Source organism: Variovorax nitratireducens, assembly GCF_051216545.1.
In the GTDB taxonomy this organism is placed as follows: domain Bacteria; phylum Pseudomonadota; class Gammaproteobacteria; order Burkholderiales; family Burkholderiaceae_C; genus Variovorax.
Window position 1 is genome coordinate 89,816 of record NZ_JBPJZO010000003.1, and the last position, 18,947, is coordinate 108,762.

The 18,947-nt window shown below is 66.4% G+C and carries 16 protein-coding genes; 6 read left to right on the forward strand and 10 right to left on the reverse strand.

The features are described from left to right. Nucleotides 1-2: 2 nt before the first annotated feature. From ACSFA8_RS09675 to ACSFA8_RS09695, 5 genes are all read left to right on the forward strand, one after another. Nucleotides 3-1,220 carry an MFS transporter gene (locus tag ACSFA8_RS09675; RefSeq protein ID WP_435479297.1) on the forward strand — a complete coding sequence of 406 codons (1,218 nt, stop codon included), beginning with the start codon at nucleotides 3-5 and terminating at the stop codon, nucleotides 1,218-1,220. Beyond that, nucleotides 1,210-1,785, forward strand: coding sequence for a GNAT family N-acetyltransferase (locus ACSFA8_RS09680; protein ID WP_435479298.1), 576 nt, complete (start codon nucleotides 1,210-1,212; stop codon nucleotides 1,783-1,785). The genes ACSFA8_RS09675 and ACSFA8_RS09680 overlap by 11 nt, the downstream gene beginning before the upstream one ends. Then, nucleotides 1,782-3,665 carry an IucA/IucC family protein gene (locus tag ACSFA8_RS09685; protein ID WP_435479299.1) on the forward strand — a complete coding sequence of 628 codons (1,884 nt, stop codon included), beginning with the start codon at nucleotides 1,782-1,784 and terminating at the stop codon, nucleotides 3,663-3,665. The genes ACSFA8_RS09680 and ACSFA8_RS09685 overlap by 4 nt, the downstream gene beginning before the upstream one ends. An 8-nt stretch (nucleotides 3,666-3,673) precedes the next feature. Further along, a complete protein-coding gene (locus tag ACSFA8_RS09690; protein WP_435479300.1) occupies nucleotides 3,674-4,444 on the forward strand; it encodes a siderophore ferric iron reductase in 771 nt (256 codons plus the stop codon). Nucleotides 4,445-4,518: 74 nt separating this feature from the next. After that, a complete protein-coding gene (locus ACSFA8_RS09695; RefSeq protein WP_435479301.1) occupies nucleotides 4,519-5,673 on the forward strand; it encodes an aromatic ring-hydroxylating oxygenase subunit alpha in 1,155 nt (384 codons plus the stop codon). Between the two features lie 14 nt (nucleotides 5,674-5,687). Here the strand turns inward: ACSFA8_RS09695 and ACSFA8_RS09700 are convergent, their stop codons facing one another. The 4 genes from ACSFA8_RS09700 to ACSFA8_RS09715 all read right to left on the reverse strand — a co-directional run bounded on the left by ACSFA8_RS09700 (nucleotide 5,688) and on the right by ACSFA8_RS09715 (nucleotide 10,451). Next, nucleotides 5,688-7,649, reverse strand: a complete 1,962-nt coding sequence (locus tag ACSFA8_RS09700) for a hybrid sensor histidine kinase/response regulator (protein WP_435479302.1) — start codon at nucleotides 7,647-7,649, stop codon at nucleotides 5,688-5,690. A 70-nt stretch (nucleotides 7,650-7,719) separates the two neighbouring features. Further along, entirely contained in the window at nucleotides 7,720-8,283 is a 564-nt protein-coding gene (locus ACSFA8_RS09705) for a M23 family metallopeptidase (RefSeq protein ID WP_435479303.1), read from the reverse strand. Between the two features lie 8 nt (nucleotides 8,284-8,291). After that, entirely contained in the window at nucleotides 8,292-9,374 is a 1,083-nt protein-coding gene (locus ACSFA8_RS09710; RefSeq protein ID WP_435479304.1) for a L,D-transpeptidase family protein, read from the reverse strand. Nucleotides 9,375-9,566: 192 nt separating this feature from the next. Further along, nucleotides 9,567-10,451 (reverse strand): TauD/TfdA dioxygenase family protein, encoded by an 885-nt coding sequence (locus ACSFA8_RS09715; protein WP_435479305.1) that lies wholly within the window; start codon nucleotides 10,449-10,451, stop codon nucleotides 9,567-9,569. Nucleotides 10,452-10,697: 246 nt separating this feature from the next. Here ACSFA8_RS09715 and ACSFA8_RS09720 point away from each other — a divergent pair, with 246 nt between their 5' ends. Then, nucleotides 10,698-11,660: a CysB family HTH-type transcriptional regulator gene (locus ACSFA8_RS09720; RefSeq protein WP_435479306.1), complete on the forward strand. Its 963-nt coding sequence runs from the start codon at nucleotides 10,698-10,700 to the stop codon at nucleotides 11,658-11,660. On the opposite strand, the gene ACSFA8_RS09725 is transcribed toward ACSFA8_RS09720, so the two are convergent. From ACSFA8_RS09725 to ACSFA8_RS09750, 6 genes are all read right to left on the reverse strand, one after another. Continuing rightward, nucleotides 11,654-12,682 (reverse strand): Csu type fimbrial protein, encoded by a 1,029-nt coding sequence (locus tag ACSFA8_RS09725; RefSeq protein ID WP_435479307.1) that lies wholly within the window; start codon nucleotides 12,680-12,682, stop codon nucleotides 11,654-11,656. The two genes, ACSFA8_RS09720 and ACSFA8_RS09725, sit on opposite strands and share 7 nt — an antisense overlap. After that, nucleotides 12,679-15,087 (reverse strand): fimbria/pilus outer membrane usher protein, encoded by a 2,409-nt coding sequence (locus ACSFA8_RS09730; protein WP_435479308.1) that lies wholly within the window; start codon nucleotides 15,085-15,087, stop codon nucleotides 12,679-12,681. The genes ACSFA8_RS09725 and ACSFA8_RS09730 overlap by 4 nt, the downstream gene beginning before the upstream one ends. Next, nucleotides 15,038-15,763 (reverse strand): fimbrial biogenesis chaperone, encoded by a 726-nt coding sequence (locus ACSFA8_RS09735; protein ID WP_435479309.1) that lies wholly within the window; start codon nucleotides 15,761-15,763, stop codon nucleotides 15,038-15,040. Before ACSFA8_RS09735 ends, ACSFA8_RS09730 begins: the two co-directional genes overlap by 50 nt. Before the next feature lie 10 nt (nucleotides 15,764-15,773). Further along, nucleotides 15,774-16,280: a Csu type fimbrial protein gene (locus tag ACSFA8_RS09740; protein WP_435479310.1), complete on the reverse strand. Its 507-nt coding sequence runs from the start codon at nucleotides 16,278-16,280 to the stop codon at nucleotides 15,774-15,776. 212 nt (nucleotides 16,281-16,492) lie between these two features. After that, the gene (locus ACSFA8_RS09745) at nucleotides 16,493-17,800 is read right to left on the reverse strand and encodes a porin (protein ID WP_435479311.1); all 1,308 of its coding nucleotides are present in this window, start codon (nucleotides 17,798-17,800) and stop codon (nucleotides 16,493-16,495) included. Nucleotides 17,801-17,842: 42 nt separating this feature from the next. Next, nucleotides 17,843-18,817 (reverse strand): Bug family tripartite tricarboxylate transporter substrate binding protein, encoded by a 975-nt coding sequence (locus tag ACSFA8_RS09750; protein WP_435479312.1) that lies wholly within the window; start codon nucleotides 18,815-18,817, stop codon nucleotides 17,843-17,845. Nucleotides 18,818-18,947 lie beyond the last annotated feature (130 nt).

The window sequence follows — 18,947 nt, forward strand, 5'->3', positions numbered from 1 at the left end:
GCATGAGCCTGAAATTCCACGTGATCATGATGACGGTGCTGGCGGTCATCAGCGACGCCATCCTCATCCCCTTCTATCCGCAGTTCTTCAGCGCGCGCTACGGCATCGACAGCGCAGTGCACGTGGGCGCCTACGTGGCGGCCATCTCGATCGCGGTGATGTGCACGCTGCCGATCTGGGCGCGCGTGGCACGGCGCATCGAGCCGTTGCACCTGCTGGTCTACACGCAGTTTGCCGCCGGCACCTTCAGCCTGCTGTGCGACTGGGCACCCGACGTACAGAGCTACTGGGTGCTGTCGATGCTGATGTTCATGTGCAAGAGCAGCTACCTGCTGATGTATCCGTACATGATGCGGCTCACGCCGAAGGACCAGCATGCGGCCACCATCGGCGTGCTGTCGGTCGTGGTGCATTTCGGCGCCATCTTCGGTGCGGTGGTGGGCGGCTTCGTGCTGCAGGCCTGGGGGCCGCGCGCCAGCATCTACGCCATGGCTGCCGGCGACTTCTTCCAGATGGCGGTCTGCATCTACCTGATCCGCAGCGGCAAGATCGTGCGCATCAACACCGGCGAGCACGCGCAAACCGCCGCGGCGGCCGCCGAAGCGCGCCGCGTCAACTGGCGCGCGCGCCTGCCGATCCTGCGGCTGGCACTGGTGATGCTGCTGTTCGACTTCAGCGCCTACCTGATCCGCCCCTTCTTCGCGGTCTACTGGCAGAAGACGAGCGGCTACGACAGCGAACTGGTCTCCGGCATGGCCTTTGCCATTCCGGGCGTGGTGGCCATCGTGGCGCTGCGGCTGCATGCCCGCATCCTGGCGCGCAGCGGGCGCTTGCCCGACCACACCGTGGGCAACCTGCTGCTGGGCATGGTCGGGCTGCTGCTGCACGCCGCGCCGGACCCGGTGTGGATCGTGGTGGGACGCGTGCTGTATGGCTGGTCGCTGTTCCAGATCATCGTCAAGCTCGAAGTCAACCTGTTCCGCCTGTCGACGCCACAGCGCTATGCGCAGGACTACAGCATCACCAACTTCTTCCAGAACCTGGGCGTGCTGCTGTCCTCGTTCGCAGCCGGCGCGATCGTCGAGCGCTACGGACTGCACGTGCCCTTCCTGCTGGCGGCGGGCGGCTTCGTGCTGACCGCGTTGCTCGACCGCCTGATCCTCAACGTGCCGAGCGCCGATCACGCGGCCGCGCTGGAGGCGCCCGCCCATGCCAACTGAGAGCGCCTACCGCGACCAAGCCGGCTTCGTCTTTCGCCCGCTTCGGATTCCGGACGACGTGCCGATGCTGCATCGCTGGTTCACCCAGGAGCGCGCTGCGTTCTGGCTGATGCAGGACAAGTCCGAGGACGAGGTGCGCGAGGTCTACCGGCAGATGATGGCGTCCGGCCATGCCACGGCCTACATCGGCTGGCACCAGGGTCGGCCGGCCTTCCTGGCCGAGTGCTACGACCCTGCACACGATCGCATCCGGGCCTTCTACGAGGTGCGGCCCGGCGACCTGGGCATGCACGTCTTCGTCGGCCCTGCGGACGTGCGCATCCCCGGCTTCTCGCGCGCCGTGTTCCACGCGCTGATGCGCTTCATGTTCGCCCACCTGGGCGCCCGGCGCATCGTCGTGGAGCCCGACGCGGGCAACCACAGGATCCATGCATTGAACCGGTCGGCAGGCTTCGTCTACGACCGCGACGTCGTCTTCCCCGAGAAGATCGCCAGCCTCGCCTATTGCACCCGGCGGGATTTTGAACAGGCTACGGCCACCAACCAGGAAGCAGTCCATCCATGAATGCAGACATCGCGAAGCAGCTCTATCAACAACCAGCCGAAGCCGCCGCGCACCTGACGCCGGAAGTCTGGGCCGAGGCCAACCGCCTGCTGCTGCGCAAGGCGATCGCCGAGTACGCGCACGAGCTGATCATCGAACCCGAGCGCCTCGGCCCGGACCAGAACGGCTTTGCGCGCTACCAGGTCTTGTCAGACGACACAGCGGTCTGCTACCAGTTCGAGGCGCAGCGCCTGGCGTTGCGCCACTGGCACATCGAGCCGGCATCGATCCGGAAGCACGTGAACGGCGCGGAGCAGCCGCTGGACGCCCTGCAGTTCATCATCGAATGCCGCCAGCGCCTGGGCATACGCGAAGAGCTGCTGCCGATCTACCTGGACGAGATCAGCAGCACCCTGTTCGGCAGCGCGTTCAAGCGCATGAAGGCCGATGCGCCCAGCAGCGCCGAACTGGCCGACGCCGCCGACTTCCAGACCATCGAGGTCGCAATGATGGAAGGCCACCCGGGCTTCGTCGCCAACAACGGGCGGCTCGGCTTCAACGCGGTGGACTACCGCGCCTACGCGCCCGAAGCCGGTTCAGACATCCGCGTGATCTGGCTCGCGGTGCACAAGGCCCATGCCACCTTCGCCAGCATCTCGACGCTCGGCTACGAACAACTGCTGGCTGAAGAAATCGGGCAGGACACGGTCGAGCATTTCACCCGCCAGGTGAGCGCCTGCGGCGTCGATCCGGCCGACTACTACTTCATGCCGGCGCATCCGTGGCAGTGGTTCAACAAGCTGTCGATCGCTTTCGCCGGCTACGTCGCTGAGCGCAAGATCATCTGCCTCGACTACAGCAGCGACCGCTACACCGCGCAGCAGTCGATCCGGACTTTCTTCAACACCAGCGACCGTAGCAAGCGCTATGTGAAGACCTCGCTGTCGATCCTCAACATGGGCTTCATGCGGGGCCTGTCGCCCTACTACATGTCGGGCACGCCGGCGATCAACGAGTTCATCAAGCAACTGGTGGACGGCGATCCTTATCTGCGCGCGAACGGCTTCACCATCCTGCAGGAAGTCGCATCAGTGGGTTTTCGAAACTTCCACTACGAAGCGGCAATTCCGCTCGACACGCCCTACAAGAAGATGTTCTCGGCGCTTTGGCGCGAGAACCCGCTGCCGCTGCTCGCACCGGGCGAACGCCTGATGACCATGGCCGCGCTGCTGCACGTCGACAAGCATGGCCATGCATTGCTGCCGGAGTTGATCCACCGCTCGGGACTGGGCACGGTGCCGTGGCTGCGCCGCTACCTGGAGGCGTACGTGACGCCGCTGCTGCACTGCTTCTACAGGCACGACCTGACGTTCATGCCGCACGGCGAGAACCTGATCCTGGTGCTCGACCGCCATGTGCCGGTGCGCGCCATCATGAAGGACATCGCCGAGGAGTGCGCCATCCTCGACATCGAAGCCAAGGCGCGCCTGCCGGAACGCGTCGATCGGCTGGCGGTGGATGTGCCCGACCACTTCAAGTTGCTCGGCATCTTCATCGACGTGTTCGACGGCGTGCTGCGCCACATCAACCAGGTGCTGGTGGAAAACGCATGCTGCACCGAAGACGATTTCTGGGGCGCGGTGGCCGATTGCGTTACCGACTACCAGAACGCCCACCCCGAACAGGCCGACAAGCACGCGCACTACGACATGTTCGTGCCCGAGTTCCTGCATTCGTGCCTGAACCGGCTGCAGCTCGGCAACAACGTGCAGATGGTCAACCTGTCCGACCCCGCCTCCAGCCTCAAGATGGCCGGCAATCTCGCGAATCCGATCGCGAAGTTCCGCCCCCGCGCGGCAGCACGCGCCCAGGCGGATGCGTTGGCGGAAAGCCTGGCGTAACGGATCCCATGCGGGCGATCATCGACACCGATCCGAACCTCGCCCGCGTGTTGCAGTTGGCCGAGCGCATCGTCCCGGGTCTGCGCGGCGAACAGAGCGACGTGCCGCTGCCCGATGCGCTTCGCCGCGACGACGAGATCGCGGATGGCGAGACGGCACTGCGCGCGCTGTGCCGTCACTGGACACAGGCACACGGCGCCGCCGGGGCGCACTACGTGGCGCTGCGCTGCTGGGGGCTGGCGATCTGGCAGCCGGTCTATCTGGGCGTGATCGCCACGCATCTCGATACGCACGTGCCGCGCCTCGCGGGTTTGGCGCAAGCGGTGGTCGCCGGCTTTCCCACCGGCTTCCGGCTGCCGGTTCACGTGCCGGCGACCGGCGACCTGTCCACGCGCATGCGGCTCTCGGCCGATGAACTGCGCACGCTTTGCGACGCCACGCGCGAAGTGCTGATGCCGCTGGTGGCGCTGCACCCCCGCGCCGCCGACCGGCTGCAGGCCGAATGCGTGCTCGGCGCACTGCTGCTGGTGCGGCGCCAACAACCCGCACGGCCCGACGCCGAACTCGTCGCGCTGGGAGCCGACTGGCTCACGCAGCTCGGCATTGCCGGCGGCTGCGGCTTCTTCGCCTACCGGGCGCGCGACGGCACGCCCGCACTCGCGCTCGACCGCAAGGTGTGCTGCCACCACTTCCGCCGACCCGACGGCGAGAAATGCAGCACCTGCCCCAAGCTCCCGCTCGACACGCGCATCGCCCGCCTGCTGGCCGATCCTTCGTAGTCCGGCCTCCCCGTTCTCTCGGTGCGCCGAAGCCCGTACGGGCCGGCGTGGTTCGTCACGCTTTGGAGATTCCCATGAACGTTGTCGCACGCCTGGCGCGTGTTCTGCCGGCAGTCACGCAGTTGCCGGTCAGCGCCTATTTCGACGAAGCCCTGCTCGCGCGCGAGCAGGAACTCATCTTCAACAAGTCGGCCCGCTATGTGGGCCACGAGAAAGCCGTCCCGCACGTCGGTGACTGGCGGCGCCTTGCGCAGGAGGGCGGAGGCCGTGTGCTGGTGCGCAATGCGCAGGGCGTGGAGCTGATGTCCAACGTCTGCCGGCACCGGCAGGCGCTGATCCTCGGCGGAGAAACCGGCGACGTGAGGGGGCCCGCCAACCCGAGCGGAAACCTGGATGCGGCGGGCGGACACATCGTCTGTCCGCTGCACCGCTGGACCTACAACGACCGCGGCGAACTGCTTGGCGCGCCGCAGTTCGAGCAGAAGCCCTGCAAGAACCTGCAGCGCTTTCCGCTGCGCAATTGCCACGGCCAGCTGTTCGAAGGTGCGCGCGATCCGGCGCGGGATATGGCGGCGCTGTTCGCGCAGCCGGAGTTCGATTTCTCGGACTATGTGCTCGACCACGTCGAAGTCCACCAATGCAACTACAACTGGAAGACCTTCATCGAGGTGTACCTGGAGGACTACCACGTCGCGCCGTTCCACCCCGGCCTCGGCAGCTTCGTGGATTGCGACGACCTGAGCTGGGACTTCGCCGATTTCTACAGCATGCAGCGCGTCGGCGTGCACCAGTCGCTGGGCGCGCCGGGCTCGGAGGTCTATCGCGCCTGGCACGATCGCCTGCTGGACTACCGCACCGGCAGCGCGCCCGATTTCGGCGCGGTGTGGGTCACCTACTTCCCGACCCACATGATCGAGCTGTACCCGCATGTGCTGGTTCTGTCCACCCTCTACCCCAAGGGGCCGCAGAGCACTATCAACGTCGTCGAGTTCTACTACCCCGAGGAGATCGCCGCCTTCGAGCGTGAGTTCATCGAGGCGCACCGTGCGGCCTACATGGAAACGGTGAGGGAAGACGACGAGATCGGCGAGCGCATGGATGCGGGACGCCGCGCGTTGTTCGAGCGCGGCGTCTCCGATGTCGGACCGTACCAGTCGCCGCTGGAAGACGGCATGCAGCACTTCCACGCGTGGTACCGGCGGATGATGGGTGCCTCGATGCTGGCTTGAAAAGCCCGCTGTTCCTAGCCCGGACCATCGTTGCCCATGGCCCGCCCGATCGCATCGGCGAGCTGCTGCTGGTCGAAAGGCTTGGCGACCTTGACCGCCAGCGCGTAGGCGCTGGCCGGCCAGTCCGCAAAGCCGGAGGCCAGAATCAGGCGCAGCTCGGGATGCTCCTTGCGCAGCACTTCAAACAACTGCAAGCCGGTCATCTTGGGCATGACCTGGTCGGAAATCACCAGATCGATTCCGGGTTCGTTCCGAATCAGGCCCAGGGCCTCCACGGCGCCCGAGGCGCTGAACACCGAATGTCCGAGATCCTCCAGCATCGAAGCGGTGCCGGCCAGTACCAGCGGGTCGTCATCGACCGCGACAACCTTCAGGGCCGCAACGCACTGCGCTGCAGCGGGCGGTGGTGCAGCATGGCCCCCAGGCAGCGCCTCGTGCACCTCGCCCCTTGTCGAAGGGAGCCAAAGCGATGCGGTCGTCCCGACACCCTCGGTGCTGGTCATCACGAATTTTCCGCCGGACTGAACCGCCAGCCCCTGCACCATGGCCAGGCCCAGGCCGGTGCCCTTGCCGACACCCTTCGTCGTGAAGAAAGGCTCCATGGCACGCGTCAACACTTCGGGGCTCATCCCGCTGCCGCTGTCAGAAATCGACAGGCGCACGAATGTTCCCGCCTGCAGGCCCTGCGAGGCGGCAAGCACCTCTTGCGTTGCCTCCAGACGCAGCGTGCCACCGTTCGGCATTGCGTCGCGCGCGTTGACTGCGAGGTTCAGGATGGCCAGCTCGAGCTGATGCGGATCCACGAGCGCCGGACCGAGTTGCGCCGCAAACTCGCGCTCGATGAGAATCGTCGGCCCGAGCGTGCGCTCGAGCATGTCCGTCATGCCGCCGATGACAAACGGCAGATGCACGCTTTCGGGACGGAGCTCCTGCCGGCGCGCGAAAGCCAGCATGCGCTGGGTGAGCGACACGCCGCGCTTGGCGCCCTGCACGGCGTTCTCCACCAGCTGCCGGAGCTTTTCATCTGCAGGCAAACGACGCCGCAACAGCTCGAGACTTGTGAGGATGACCATCAACAGGTTGTTGAAGTCGTGCGCCACACCCCCGGTGAGTTGCCCGATCGCATCCAGCTTCTGCGACTGGAAGAGCGCTTCGCGCGCCTGCTCGAGTGCGAGCTGGGCATTGCGTTTCTCCGTGATGTCCCGCGTGACCTTGGCAAATCCGCGGAGCTCCCCGTTGCTGCCGTAGATCGGGTCGATCACCACGTTGGCCCAGAATTCGGTTCCGTCCTTGCGCACGCGCCAGCCCTCGCCCTCGAACCGGCCCTCGGCGGCTGCGATCGCAAGCGCTCTTGCAGGAAGGCCCTGGTTCCGGTCTTCGGCACGGTAGAAGCGCGAAAAGTGCGTGCCGATGACTTCGGCAGGCTCATAGCCTTTGATTCGCTGACCCCCGGAATTCCAGTTCGTGATGATGCCCTCGGGGTCGAGCATGTAGATCGCGTAGTCGGTCACCGCCTGGACAAGCAGCCTGAACTGCTCCTCGCTGCGTCGCAAGGCGTCTTCGGCAGCCCGTCGCTCGCTGAGATCGCGGGTCACCTTCGCGTAGCCGAGCAGTTCCTTGGCCGGCGACCAGATGGGATGCACAACCACCTGCGCCCAGAAGCGACGCCCCCCCTTGGCGTGGCGCCAACCTTCCGATTCGAACCGCCCCCTCTGCAATGCAGTCGCCAGCGCCCTGGCCGGCAGCCCGCTCTGAACGTCTTCGGGCTCGTAGAACAGCGAAAAGTGGCGGCCTACGATCTCGGACTCCGTGTAGCCCTTGAGCCGCTCTGCGCCGACATTCCAGCTGACAACGAATCCGTCCGGATCCAGCATGTAGATCGCAGAGTCTGCGACCGCGTCCACGAGCAGGCGATACCGCTCCTCGGTGCTGATGCTGGTTGTACGCGGCTGTGGTTCCATTGCAAGCGGACTCATTCTGTCGATCCGGCACAGCCCTCAAGCGATTCCGGGCGGTGCTGCGTGCAAGAGTCTAGACGTTTGCGCTTCACCGCAGACGCCGCAGGGCTGGGTAGGGGTTGATGGCCGTGCCCTGCCACCAACGCTTGTCCGCGCCGAGCCGGAAGACAGCGAAGTGCAGGTGCGGCGCGTTCCCGGGCGCGTTGCCCGTGGTTCCGACGTAGCCGATCAGGTCGCCGCGCCGCAAGACCATGCCCTCGTGCAGGTGGTCGGCGTAGCGATCCAGGTGCGCGTAGTAGTAGGCGAGCTGGCCGGTGGGATCGAATTGGTAGATCGTGAGGCCGCCCGGCACGCTCGTGAAGAGCTTGACCAGGGTGCCGTCGTCCACTGCGCGCACCGGCGTCCCGCGCGGCGCGGGGATGTCGATGGCCTCGTGCGCCCCACCCGCACGGCCGTCGTCGAAGGTGTCCTGCAGCGCCTGCGCCTGCACGCCCGCCACAGGCATCGCGAGCGAGCGCGCGGCGAGCAGCCCGGGGCCGTCGTCCGGCTTCGCCCCTTGCTGCACCCGCGGCACACTTACACCAAGGCCCCAGGCAACGCCCAGCAGACAGCCGGCGCACGCCACGATGGAGCGCTTGCCAAGGCCTGCCATGCGCATCCTCAGGCCCTGACCTCGACCGAGAAACCGGCCTTGGCCAGCTGCGCCAGGCGCGCGGCATTCCAGTTGGTCAGGTGGATGCAGCCGTTGGTCTCATCATGGCCGACACGCTCGGGCGACGGCGTGCCGTGAATGCCCCAGTGCGGTTTCGACAAGCCCATCCAGATATTGCCTACGGGATTGTTCGGCCCCGCCGCGATGTCGACCTTCCGGGCATTGGCCGGCACATTCTTCTTGAGGAGCGCGGGGTTGTAGGTGAAGGTGGGATTCTTCACCTCGTTGGTGATCTTCATCTTGCCGAGCGGCAACGGGTCGAGCCGCCCGCCGATGCTGATCGGGAAGCCCGCGAGCGGCTTGCCCTCGCGATCCAGCACGAACAACATGTGATCGCCCTTGTCGATCTCGATGGACTTCGCCGCGGCCACCACGCCCGCGTCGGCATCGGTCGTCGCGTTGACCACGACTATCGAATCGCCGGCCCTGAAGCCCGCGCCCTTGTTCAGATCCGCAAGCAGCCGCGGCGCCATGTGATGCCGCTCCGACAGTGCTTCCCGGATGTTCTCGTAGTCAAGCGACTTGAGCTTGGCGCGCTCGGCCATGTCGACGGGCGTCGGGGTAAAGGGGCCAGCCGCGTCCTTGTCGGTGATCGTGTAGGCAGCGAAGAGCGGCGCAGTGTCTTTCGTCAGGGCATCCCAGGTGGGGGCATCGACCTTGCCGGTGCCCGGAATGCCGTTGGCCTTCTGGTAGGCAGCCACGACGCGCCGCATGTTGGCGCCGAAGCCACCGTCGATCTCGCCGGGCGAAAACCACGCGCGGTCGAGCAGAATCTGCGCACGCACCACCGCGGCGCCGCGCGAGCCTTGCGCCAGCAGGGGCGTCGCGTTGGCGGCGTTGAGCTTCGCGATATCGCCGCCCGCATCCTGCTCGGGCGCCGCCTTCTTCGTGGACGACCTGGCCGCCCATGCGCTCCATGGCGTGAAGATACCGGCCAACCCTGTAGACGCCAGAAGCAGGGCACGACGCGAAGCGTCCATGGCCTCGCGGCCCATCCGGCCATCGGCAATGGTGCTGTCGTCATTCGGCATCGGGGGCTCCAGGTGGAAATGTGAGCCTGACCCTAGCAGCCGCGGACGCAGCGACGTGTAGTCTCAGGTAACCACCTGGCATCGGTGCCATGCGTACAAGGCCATCATCAGGCCAGCGGTGCAGAGGAACCCTGGTCGCCACGCCCAGCACGCCTTCGCAGCGCAGCGGCTTTGCCTGTGAAGCGGCTCAAGTCAGAAGGGCGTGTCGCCCTGGATGGTGGTTCGGTAGAGCTTGCGCCGCAGGTGGTCGGGCGTGCCGGCCGCAAGATGCATCACCGAGCGGTTGTCCCAGAACACCAGGTCGTGCGGCTGCCAGCGATGGCGGTAGACGAACCCGGGCTTCACGCTGTGCGCGAACAGTTCGGCCAGCAGCGCGTCACCCTCCTCCCGCGGCAGGCCAACGATGCCGGTCGTGAAATGCTCGCTGACGAACAGCGCCTTGCGGCCCGTTTCGGGATGCGTGCGCACCACCGGCTGCACGGCGGGCGCGACCTGGTCGATCTGCTCCTGCGAAAGCTTGGGCCGCCACGGGTTCTTCGCCCGCAGTTCCTCGTACTTGGCGAGGTAGCTGTGCTCGGCCTTGAGCGGCAGGATGCGACGTTGCAGCGCCGGGCTCAGTGCTTCCCATGCCAGGTGCTGGTTTGCGAAGAGCGTGTCGCCGCCCTCGGCGGGCAGTTCCTGCGCGTGCAGCAGCGAGCCGAGGCTGGGCTTGGGCTTGTACGAGATGTCCGAGTGCCAGTAGGCGCCGGCGTCGCCAAGGCCGATTGGCTCGCCGTTCTCCTTGATGTTGGAGACGATCAGGATCTCGGGATGGCCCGCCAGGTGGTACTGATGCAGCACGTGGATCTCGAGCGGGCCGAAGCGCCGGCTGAAGGCGATGTGTGCATCGGGCGACACCTGCTGGCCGCGGAACACGACCACGTGATGGTCGAGGTGCGCGCGATGGATGCGCGCGAAATCGGCGTCGTTGATCGGCCGGGAGATATCGAGGCCGATGACCTCGGCGCCGAGGGGGGCGTCGAGCGGCCGGATCTCGAAGGTCTGGGCAGGTGCGTGAGGCAACAGAACGGCCGGCATGATGAGACCAGTGGCAAGTGACAGCGAACCCTCGACTGTAGGGGCCGGGTGGACCATCGGGAACAACCAATTTCTTGCTTGCTTATGAGCAAATCGTCTGAGACTGCCAGTGACGGCCGCACCGTGTTTTCGACGCCGAAGCGGCGCAAGCGGATGCCAGCGCGAAAGCTCAGATCATTCTCCTATTTGAAAGCAACGAATCGGTTGTTCGGAATCTGAAGGCACGCCCGCAGAATCGGCCGTTCCATGAATTTCCAACAGTTGCGCTCCGTGCGCGAAGCCGTTCGATGCGGCTTCAACCTCACCGAAGCAGCCCATGCGCTGCACACCTCCCAGCCCGGCGTCAGCCGACAGATCCGCGAACTGGAGGATGAACTCGGCATCGCCCTTTTCGCGCGTGCGGGCAAGCGCCTGACCGGCCTGACTGCGCCGGGCGACCACCTGCTGCCGATCATCGAGCGCGTGCTGCTCGAAAGCCACAACCTGCGCCAGGCCGGGCAGGAGTTCCTCGCGCAGGAGCAGGGCCTGCTCTCGATCGCTGCGACGCACTCGCAGGCACGCTACGCGTTGCCGATGGCCGTGCAGGAATTCCGCGGCAGGTTCCCCAACGTGCAGTTGCACCTGCGCCAGGGCTCGCCCAAACAGATCGCGCAGATGCTGCTCGACGGCGAGGCCGATGTGGGCATCGCCACGGAGGCGCTGGGCGACTACCCGCAACTCGTGGCACTGCCCTCCTTCCGCTGGACCCACTCCCTGATCGCGCCACCGGGCCACCCCTTGCTCGACGGGCCGCTGACCATCGAACGGCTGGCCGCCTACCCGCTCGTCACCTATGACAGCGGCTTTACCGGGCGCACGCGCATCGACCAGGCCTTTGCCGAGGCCGGCCTCAAGCCCGACCTGGCCATCACCGCGATGGACGCCGACGTCATCAAGACCTACGTGGAGCTCGGCATGGGCGTCGGGATCGTTGCAGGCATCGCCTTCGAGGCGGAGCGCGACACCCAGTTGCGCGCGGTCGATGCAGGGCACCTCTTCGGCATCAACCTGACGAAGCTCGCGGTGCGCCGCGGCGTCTACCTGCGCAGCTTCGTGTATGCCTTCATTGAAGCCTTCTCGCCCACGCTGACACGCGCCGCGGTGGAAGAGGCGCTCGGCAGCGACGCGGCCGGGGAGGAGAGCCAGCCCCTGCCCCATTGGGTTCAATAGGTCACGGTAACGGTCACGACGTCGAGGTAGCTGTCCGGCCTCACGTTGGCGCTGGCGCCGGGCACCCGGCCATAGACGGTCAGTGCCTGAACCAGACCGCTGCCGGTGCCCGCGACGGTGTTGGTGCCTGTGACGTTGCCCCAGATGCTCGAGTGACCCGCGTTGCGGTAGAGCTGGTAGGGCACCGTGTCGGTATTGCCCGGCACGCCGCCCGTCGGGGCCATGACGCCGGCGCCGGTCGTCGCACCATTGGATGGCGCCAGCCCGACCGTGTAGGCCGTCGGCGTCGTGCAGGTCACGTTGATGGTGCTCGTGCGGTCGATATCGGCTGCCCCCGGGAGACCGTCGACGCTGCCGAAGTTCAGCGGATCGGCCGTGACCAGGCAGCTCTTGGCGACGGTCGCGCTGACCACGAACGGGAACTTGCTCGAGAGCAGGACGCTGTTGCAGTCCGGCGGCATGAACAACAGGTCCGACGTGAGCATGATCGAGGTGTGGTCGCCGGCGAAACTGTCCTGGTACGCGCCCGGCGGCACGGTGGTCTGGAGCGCGACCAGTTCCCCGCGCATGGTGGTGCTTCCCGATACGCGCCCGTCGCCGCTTAAAGGACTCCAGCCAGGAATGCTCAACGCCACGGTGAAAGGATTCGGCACCGAGGCGTTGCCGTTGGTGCCCCAGACCGTGCCGCCTGTCGACTGGTAGAGCTGAAACTTCAAGGTGTCTGTGGCGCCGCTCTTCATGATGCGCGGATTGAAGTTCCCGGCGCCTTCGTTGCCGTCGCCTATGTTGAAGCAGACCCTGGCCTGCACGGCGAGGCTGTTGTTGGTGCAGGTGTAGTTCAGCGTGGCCGTGACGGGCGATGGCGTGCCTCCGGCGACCAGGTCGACCGTGCCGAAAGCCACGTTCGTCATCGTCGCGGTGCAGTTGACGGCCGCCTGCGCATTGCCTGCCGGCAGCCACCACAGCAACGCGCAGATCAAGGGCATGAGCAGGCCCTGCCAGGTTCGGTTTTGAAGGTTCATGGCGACCTGGCCTCCCTGGCGCAGCGCAGCGGCCCGATTTGGGGAATGCCGGTGCCGTCCTTGCGGTAATCGAAGCTGGCCTGGCAACGGCCGTTGGGCATCTGCACGTCGAGCGTGTTCCGGGGTTCGAGCGTCTCGAGATAGACCGCGCCGTCGAAGCCGACCAGCGCGGGCTCGTCGGCCCGGCCGTTGGCGCGCACGCGGCTGCCCAGCGGCAGCGGCTTGCCAGCCTCGTCCACCAGGATCAGCGCAGCCGCGTGGATCGGCGTGATGCCGAATCGCACCAGCGTGCCGGCGCGGTCGCTCGGCGTGGCGAGGGTCTTCACGCGTTCGATTCGCACGTCGGCGGGCAATTGCATCGGGTCGATCGAAAGGTGGTTGTTCTGGTAGGCGCTGAGCGGCGCTACCAGCAGCATGCCATTGGCGTCCGTGGTGCCGATCGACCGGTTCTCCAGCTTCACCGGCACGCCGGCGACGCCGTCCGTGGAGACCACCGCGAAGGCATCGTCGATGCGCCGCGCCGCGAACGGCTGGCCGCCCATGAACACGACCGAACCCGTGGCGCCAGCATAGGCGAAACGGCTGTCGCCGAGCATGCTGATGCCGGCCATGGCGCGGCCGTAGCGGCCGAGGTAGTCGATCTCGGCCTGTCCGCCGCTCTGGCCCCCGCCGTGACGCAGGCCGGTGCGCCAGCCGACGCCGCCGTCGCTCGGGGTCGAGCTCTGCACGTCGGCGGTGTAGACGGTGCGATCCCGATCGCGCTGCACTCCGGCAGTGGCCGTGACCTTGCCGTCGAGCGACCAGGTAAAGCCGACGAAGAGACTGCGCTCGCGCCGCTCGTCGAGGTTCTGGTTGAGGCTCACGTTCAGCGAGGCGCTGCGTCCCAGCGACTTGAACCAGTAGGCGCTCGCCAGGCGCGTCGCCGGTTGCGCGGGATAGCGCAGGTAGAGATAGCTGAGGCCGAAGCTGCCGAAGTTGTCGGTGGTGTAGCCGACCGAAGTGCGGCCCGAGCCGCGGGCCGGCGCACTGCCGTACAGGGATGCGACGTCGCGGTACTCGCCGCGGGTGCGGGTGCCTTCGACCGCGAAGTTGAATCGGTTGTCGCGCCAGCTGTAGCCCAGGTTCAGCAGCGAGCCCCCTTGCCCCTGGTAGCTGCTCTGCGCCACCGCGCCCGACAGCACGCCGCTTTGCCCCAGCAGCCACGCGCCGCCGACGCCACCCTTGACCAGTCCGCGCGTGGCCTCGCCGTGCGCCTCCAGCGTGAAGCTGTTGCTCACGCCATAGCGCCAGGTGCCGGTGGTGGCGGGGTCGCTGCCGTAGTCGAAGGAGCGCAGGCCGTAGCCCTTGCGCACCACGCCGAGGTCGACCGACCAGTCGGACAGCCCCTGCTGGAGCAGCCGCTGCGTGTCGTACAACGAGAAGTCGAGCGTCGTGGCGCGGCCGAAGGCATCGGTAAGAACCACCTGGGCGTTGCCAGCGCCGTTGATGCTCGGAACCGTGTTGAGCTGAAACGGCCCGGCCGGCACCCGGCCCGTGTACTGGCGCATGCCGTTGATGTAGAGCTCCACCTGCGAGGGCAGCGCAGCCGCCCCCAGGAAAGCCGGCAGCGGCGTGGTGGTGCGATAGGGCTGCAGCGCAAAGTTGCGCGAGAGCTGGACGCCGCCGATCCGCGTGGACCGCGACCATGGCAGCGCCGCAGTGGTCGTGTCGCCCACGCGCAGGGTCAGCATGTCTTCAGGGAAGGAAGTGCTCAGGGTGGTGTCGAGCCGGACCGAGTCATGCCGCCAGCCCGCGTCATCGATGCGGGCCGCGCGTGTCATCAGCGTGTTGCTGAGCACCGAGCCCGCGCTGAACGCGCGCAGTTCGGTGATCGCGTTGAGGCTCGAAGTGTTGTTGCGGCCTTGCGTGCCATAGAGGTCGTAGTTGAGCAGCAGGCCGGGCGACGCGCTGGCCCTGGGCGCGATGACCGCCGATGTGTCGACCACGGTCTTGGACAGGCGCAGCACGTCCGCGGTTGCGTTGATCGCCACGCTCTGGCGAGCCGCGTCGTACTTGACCTGCACCCCCGGAAGGCTGTTCAGCCTGACGGGATCGGCCATGCCTGCCGGCAGCACGAAGCCAAGCTGCCGCAGTGTGGCTGCGCTGGCCCACAGCGCCTGGCCGCGCAGGCCGAAGTGCACCAGGCCTTGCGGATTTCCGTTGAGGCTCAGTTCCAGATAAAGGTCGCTGCCGCCCGGCCCGGCGAGGTCGCCGTCCGCGGATGCGGCGACCGGAGAGCTTGCGGCGGTTGCAGCACTCTCGGCCTGCGCGGCGAAGGGCATCAGACCGGAGAGAAGCAGCAGTGGCAGCAGGCGCTCAGCGGACGCGTTCGAGAGGCGGAATGTGTTCCTGCGTCGCGTGGCCATTGATCATCGTTTCCAGGATGCCGCCGAGTGCAAAAGCCTCTGCGGACGATTTCAATGGCCAGCGCATCCGTGCGCCCGGCAAAACGTAGCCCATCAGGCCGGCATGCACCTGCGTGCGGTGGCCGGCGCTATCGACAAAATTCAGGTCGGCCAACTGGGCGTGCATTCCGCCGCTATTGGCGACTTCGAGCACTGCATGAACGCCCTCCCGGCGCAGCGACCATTTGAGCTGGGGCGCTGCAGACTGCGCGCCGGCAGCCGCGACGAAGATCGGGACCGAATAGCGCAGCACGAGCTGCAGGCCCTTCTTGTCCTGCACCTGGACCGGCAGCTCGTCGATGATGACCCGGTACGCGTCCTCGACCACGCCAGCGGGAGCGCCGGCACGAATGACGCGGATCAGCTGGCGGTCCGACACCGCCAGTTGCACCACCGGCGGGCTGACCAGCAGCCCGCGCGACGGGGTCAGCTTTTCGACGCCGTTCTCCTGTGTCCAGTGATAGACCCGCACCTGCGCGTGAACCACATTGTCGCCAGTGTTGCCGAGCCACAGGCCATCGGCGTTCTGCGCCGGCTGCAGTGTCAGCGTGACTGGCGAAACCTGCAGCCCGCTCGCCGCCGCGACCGCGTGCGCGCAGGCAAGCGCAAGGAAGACCGCGTAGCGCAGCAGGCGCACGGCCCGTCGATCAGTAGTTGACCTGAACCGTCACGGTGTCGGCATAACTACCGGGCGTGACGTTGGCGCTCCCAACCGTGGCGAACACCGGGATGGTTTGCGCCGCGCCGGTGCCGGTGCCGGCAACGCCGTTGCCGACATCGATGTCCGTGGCGGTGCTGCCCCAGACCGGCCCCGCGGCGCTCACCGAACGCAGCTGGTAGGCCACCGTGTCCGGGCCCGCCACAAGGGGGCTCATGACGCCGCCGCCCGTGGTGCTGCTATTCGAGGGCAGCAGGCCGACGTTGTAGGGCGTCGACTTGGAGCAGGTCACGCTGATGTTGCTGGAAGCGGACAAGGCGGTGGCGGTGGAGTTCACCGAGCCGAAGTCGATGTTGGAACCGGCACCCGCCGTGACCGAGCATGCCTTGACGACCGTGATCAGCACCTGAAACGTGGCGGTGGTCGTTGCGGCGACCGCAGCGCTAGTGACCGTGGCGGCCAGGACTGCAGCGGCGATGAGGGAAAGTTTTTTCATGGTGCGGGGTACTAGGTTCGGTTGAAAAGGGTGACTGGACCGGCCTGGGTAGTGTGCGCGCCCGCTTTCCAACGGCTAGTGCATTAGTGCTCGCAAGTATCAATATAGATATTTCTGTTGTTAAAAGTTGATGAAATTGCCGCCCGCGACGTCACCACTGCGCCCCACTCCGCGATGTCGCCCTTGATGGCCGCCGTGAAGCGCCCCGCCCTCTAGAAGGCGTGCTTGATCCCGAAGTCGTACCCCATCGCCTTGCTCGGCGCATAGCCCGAAGTGCCGGCTCCCGTCGACAGATAGGCCGCGGTTCCGCCCGTGGTGGCGCCCATGATGGCCGGGTTGTTCTGGCCATCCTTCACACGGATGCGCGCCACGGTGGCGTAGAGGGCGGTGCGCTTGGAGAGGTTGTGCTCGTAACCGATGGCGAGCTTGTTGACCGAAGCGTCGCGCCGTGGCGCGAAAGGCGACGCCAGGGAACCCGGATCGTTGTCGAATTTCACGCGCGAGTAAGAGGCCTTGATCAGGCCCGGCCCCACCGGCACCGTCACGCCAAGCAGCCCGCCGGTGTACTTGTCGTTCTCGCGCGCGGCGAGCAACCCGAACACGGGAACAGGCGTCGTCGATTGCTTCTGATCACGCACCTGCGAGAGTTCGCCAATCACCTTGAAAACATTGAAGTTGTACGACGCGCCAAGACTGATCGTCTTGATCTTTTCGCCGAGATTGACGCCCGTGAGGCCGCCTGCGGCATTCACCCCTGTCGCATCTGCCGCGGTGCTCGCGCCGTAGGCCAGCGCCACGTCCAGCGGCCCCGACGCATAGCCGAAGCGGCCACCGAAGAACCGGCCCTTCGTGGTCGGACTGCCGGGCACGTTGCTCACGTCGACGTTTTCGTGCAGCGCGTACTGAAGCTGGCCATAGAAGCCGCCGAGCGTCGGTGGCAGAAAGTACCCGATGCTGTTGTTGGTGCGCAGGTAGTTGTCCGACGCTGCAAGCGCTGACCCAGGGCCCCGGGCCACCGCGATATTGCTGCCCACGGTCGACACGACGTTCGCGCCGACGCCGGTGGTGCCGAACGGACTGAACACCGAATCGTTCCAGAAGGTCGGCGTGTAGTCGCGGCCCAGGCGGATCTCGCCAAAGTTCCCTGCCAGACTCACGGTCGATCGCCTATTGAAAGCGAACGCCCCGGCAGGCCCACCGCCCAGCCCCGTATCGTTCGCCAGCTGCGCTTCGAGCCAGAAGCTGGCTGACAAACCACCGCCCAGATCTTCCGTGCCACGGAATCCAAGCCGGCTGTTGGAGATGCCGCTGTTGGACAAGCCCGTCTGGCTTTGGGTAACGCCTGTGGGTGCGGTGGCGGGAGGCAGAACCAGCGCACTGGTGTTGTTGTAGAACGTGCTTTTCGCGCTGTAGTAGCTGACGCCGGCGTCCAACACGCCGAACAGCGTGACGGAGGATTGAGCGGTTGCCGCGGTGGCGCACGAAAGCATGCTCGCTGCCAGGACAGTGGATTTTTTCATGAGGGTTCTCGGTGATGAAGGTTGCTGGGCCGGCGTCGGCGACTACTGCTTGGCGATGCCGGCGCGCGTGATGACTTCGCCCCAGCGCGTGACTTCACTCGCCAGCAGTTCGCGCGCCTTCTCGGGCGAGCTCGCGCCGGGCGTCACATACAGCGCATGCAGCTTTTTGAGGACTTCAGCGTCGGCAAGGGCGGCGCCGATCTCGCGGTTCAGCCGTGCGATCACCGGCGCTGGCGTGCGAGCGGGCGCGGCCAGTGCGTTCCACGATGTCACCGCATACCCGGGGATGCTGCTCTCGATCATCGTCGGCACGTCCGGCAGGGCCGGTGAGCGCTTCTCGCTCGTGACGGCCAGCACGCGCAGCGCGCCGGAGGTGACCTGCGCCATCACGGGCGCCAGGATCTCCACCGCTGCATCGATCTGACCGCCGCGCAGCGCGGTGAGCACCGCCGGCGAGCCGTTGAAGGGCACCACCTGCACGTCCACCTTGCCCTGGATCTTCAGCAGCTCCGCGGCCAGGTGCTGGGTGCTGCCAACATTGATGCTGCCGATGTTGAGCTTGCCCGGATTGGCCCGCGCATAGGCCAGCAGCTCGGTCGCATTGCGAAAGCGTGCATCGCTGCGCGCAAGCAGGCCCAGCTCGAAAGTGGCAAGTGTGGAGATCGGAGCGAGATCCCGGATCACGTCGAAAGGCAGCGTCTTGAAGAGGTTGGCGCTGACCGCGCTGGCGTTCGACATCAGCAGCAAGGTGTAGCCGTCCGCTGCCGCCTTGGCCACGAGGTCCGACGCCACCACGCCCCCGGCGCCGGGGCGGTTGTCGATGATCACGGGCTGGCCCAGCGATTGGCTCAGGCGCTGCGCCACCACGCGCGCCGTGAGGTCGGCCACCCCGCCTGCGCCGAAAGGCACCACGATGCGGATCGGCTGCGCCGGCCAGGTTTGCGCGTACGCGCTGAGGCTCGGTGCCAGCGCGCCCACAGCGCCCAGCATCAGCAGCCGACGATTTCTTGATGTCATTTATGTCTCCTTGTGAATGGAATGTCGGCACTGTCCGCCAGGTGGCCTCTATCAGCAATGCCACAAAGAGACTTGTTGATATGCCGAACTTCGATAACGCAGGCAAAGGCAAGGCGAGCGCCCACTACCG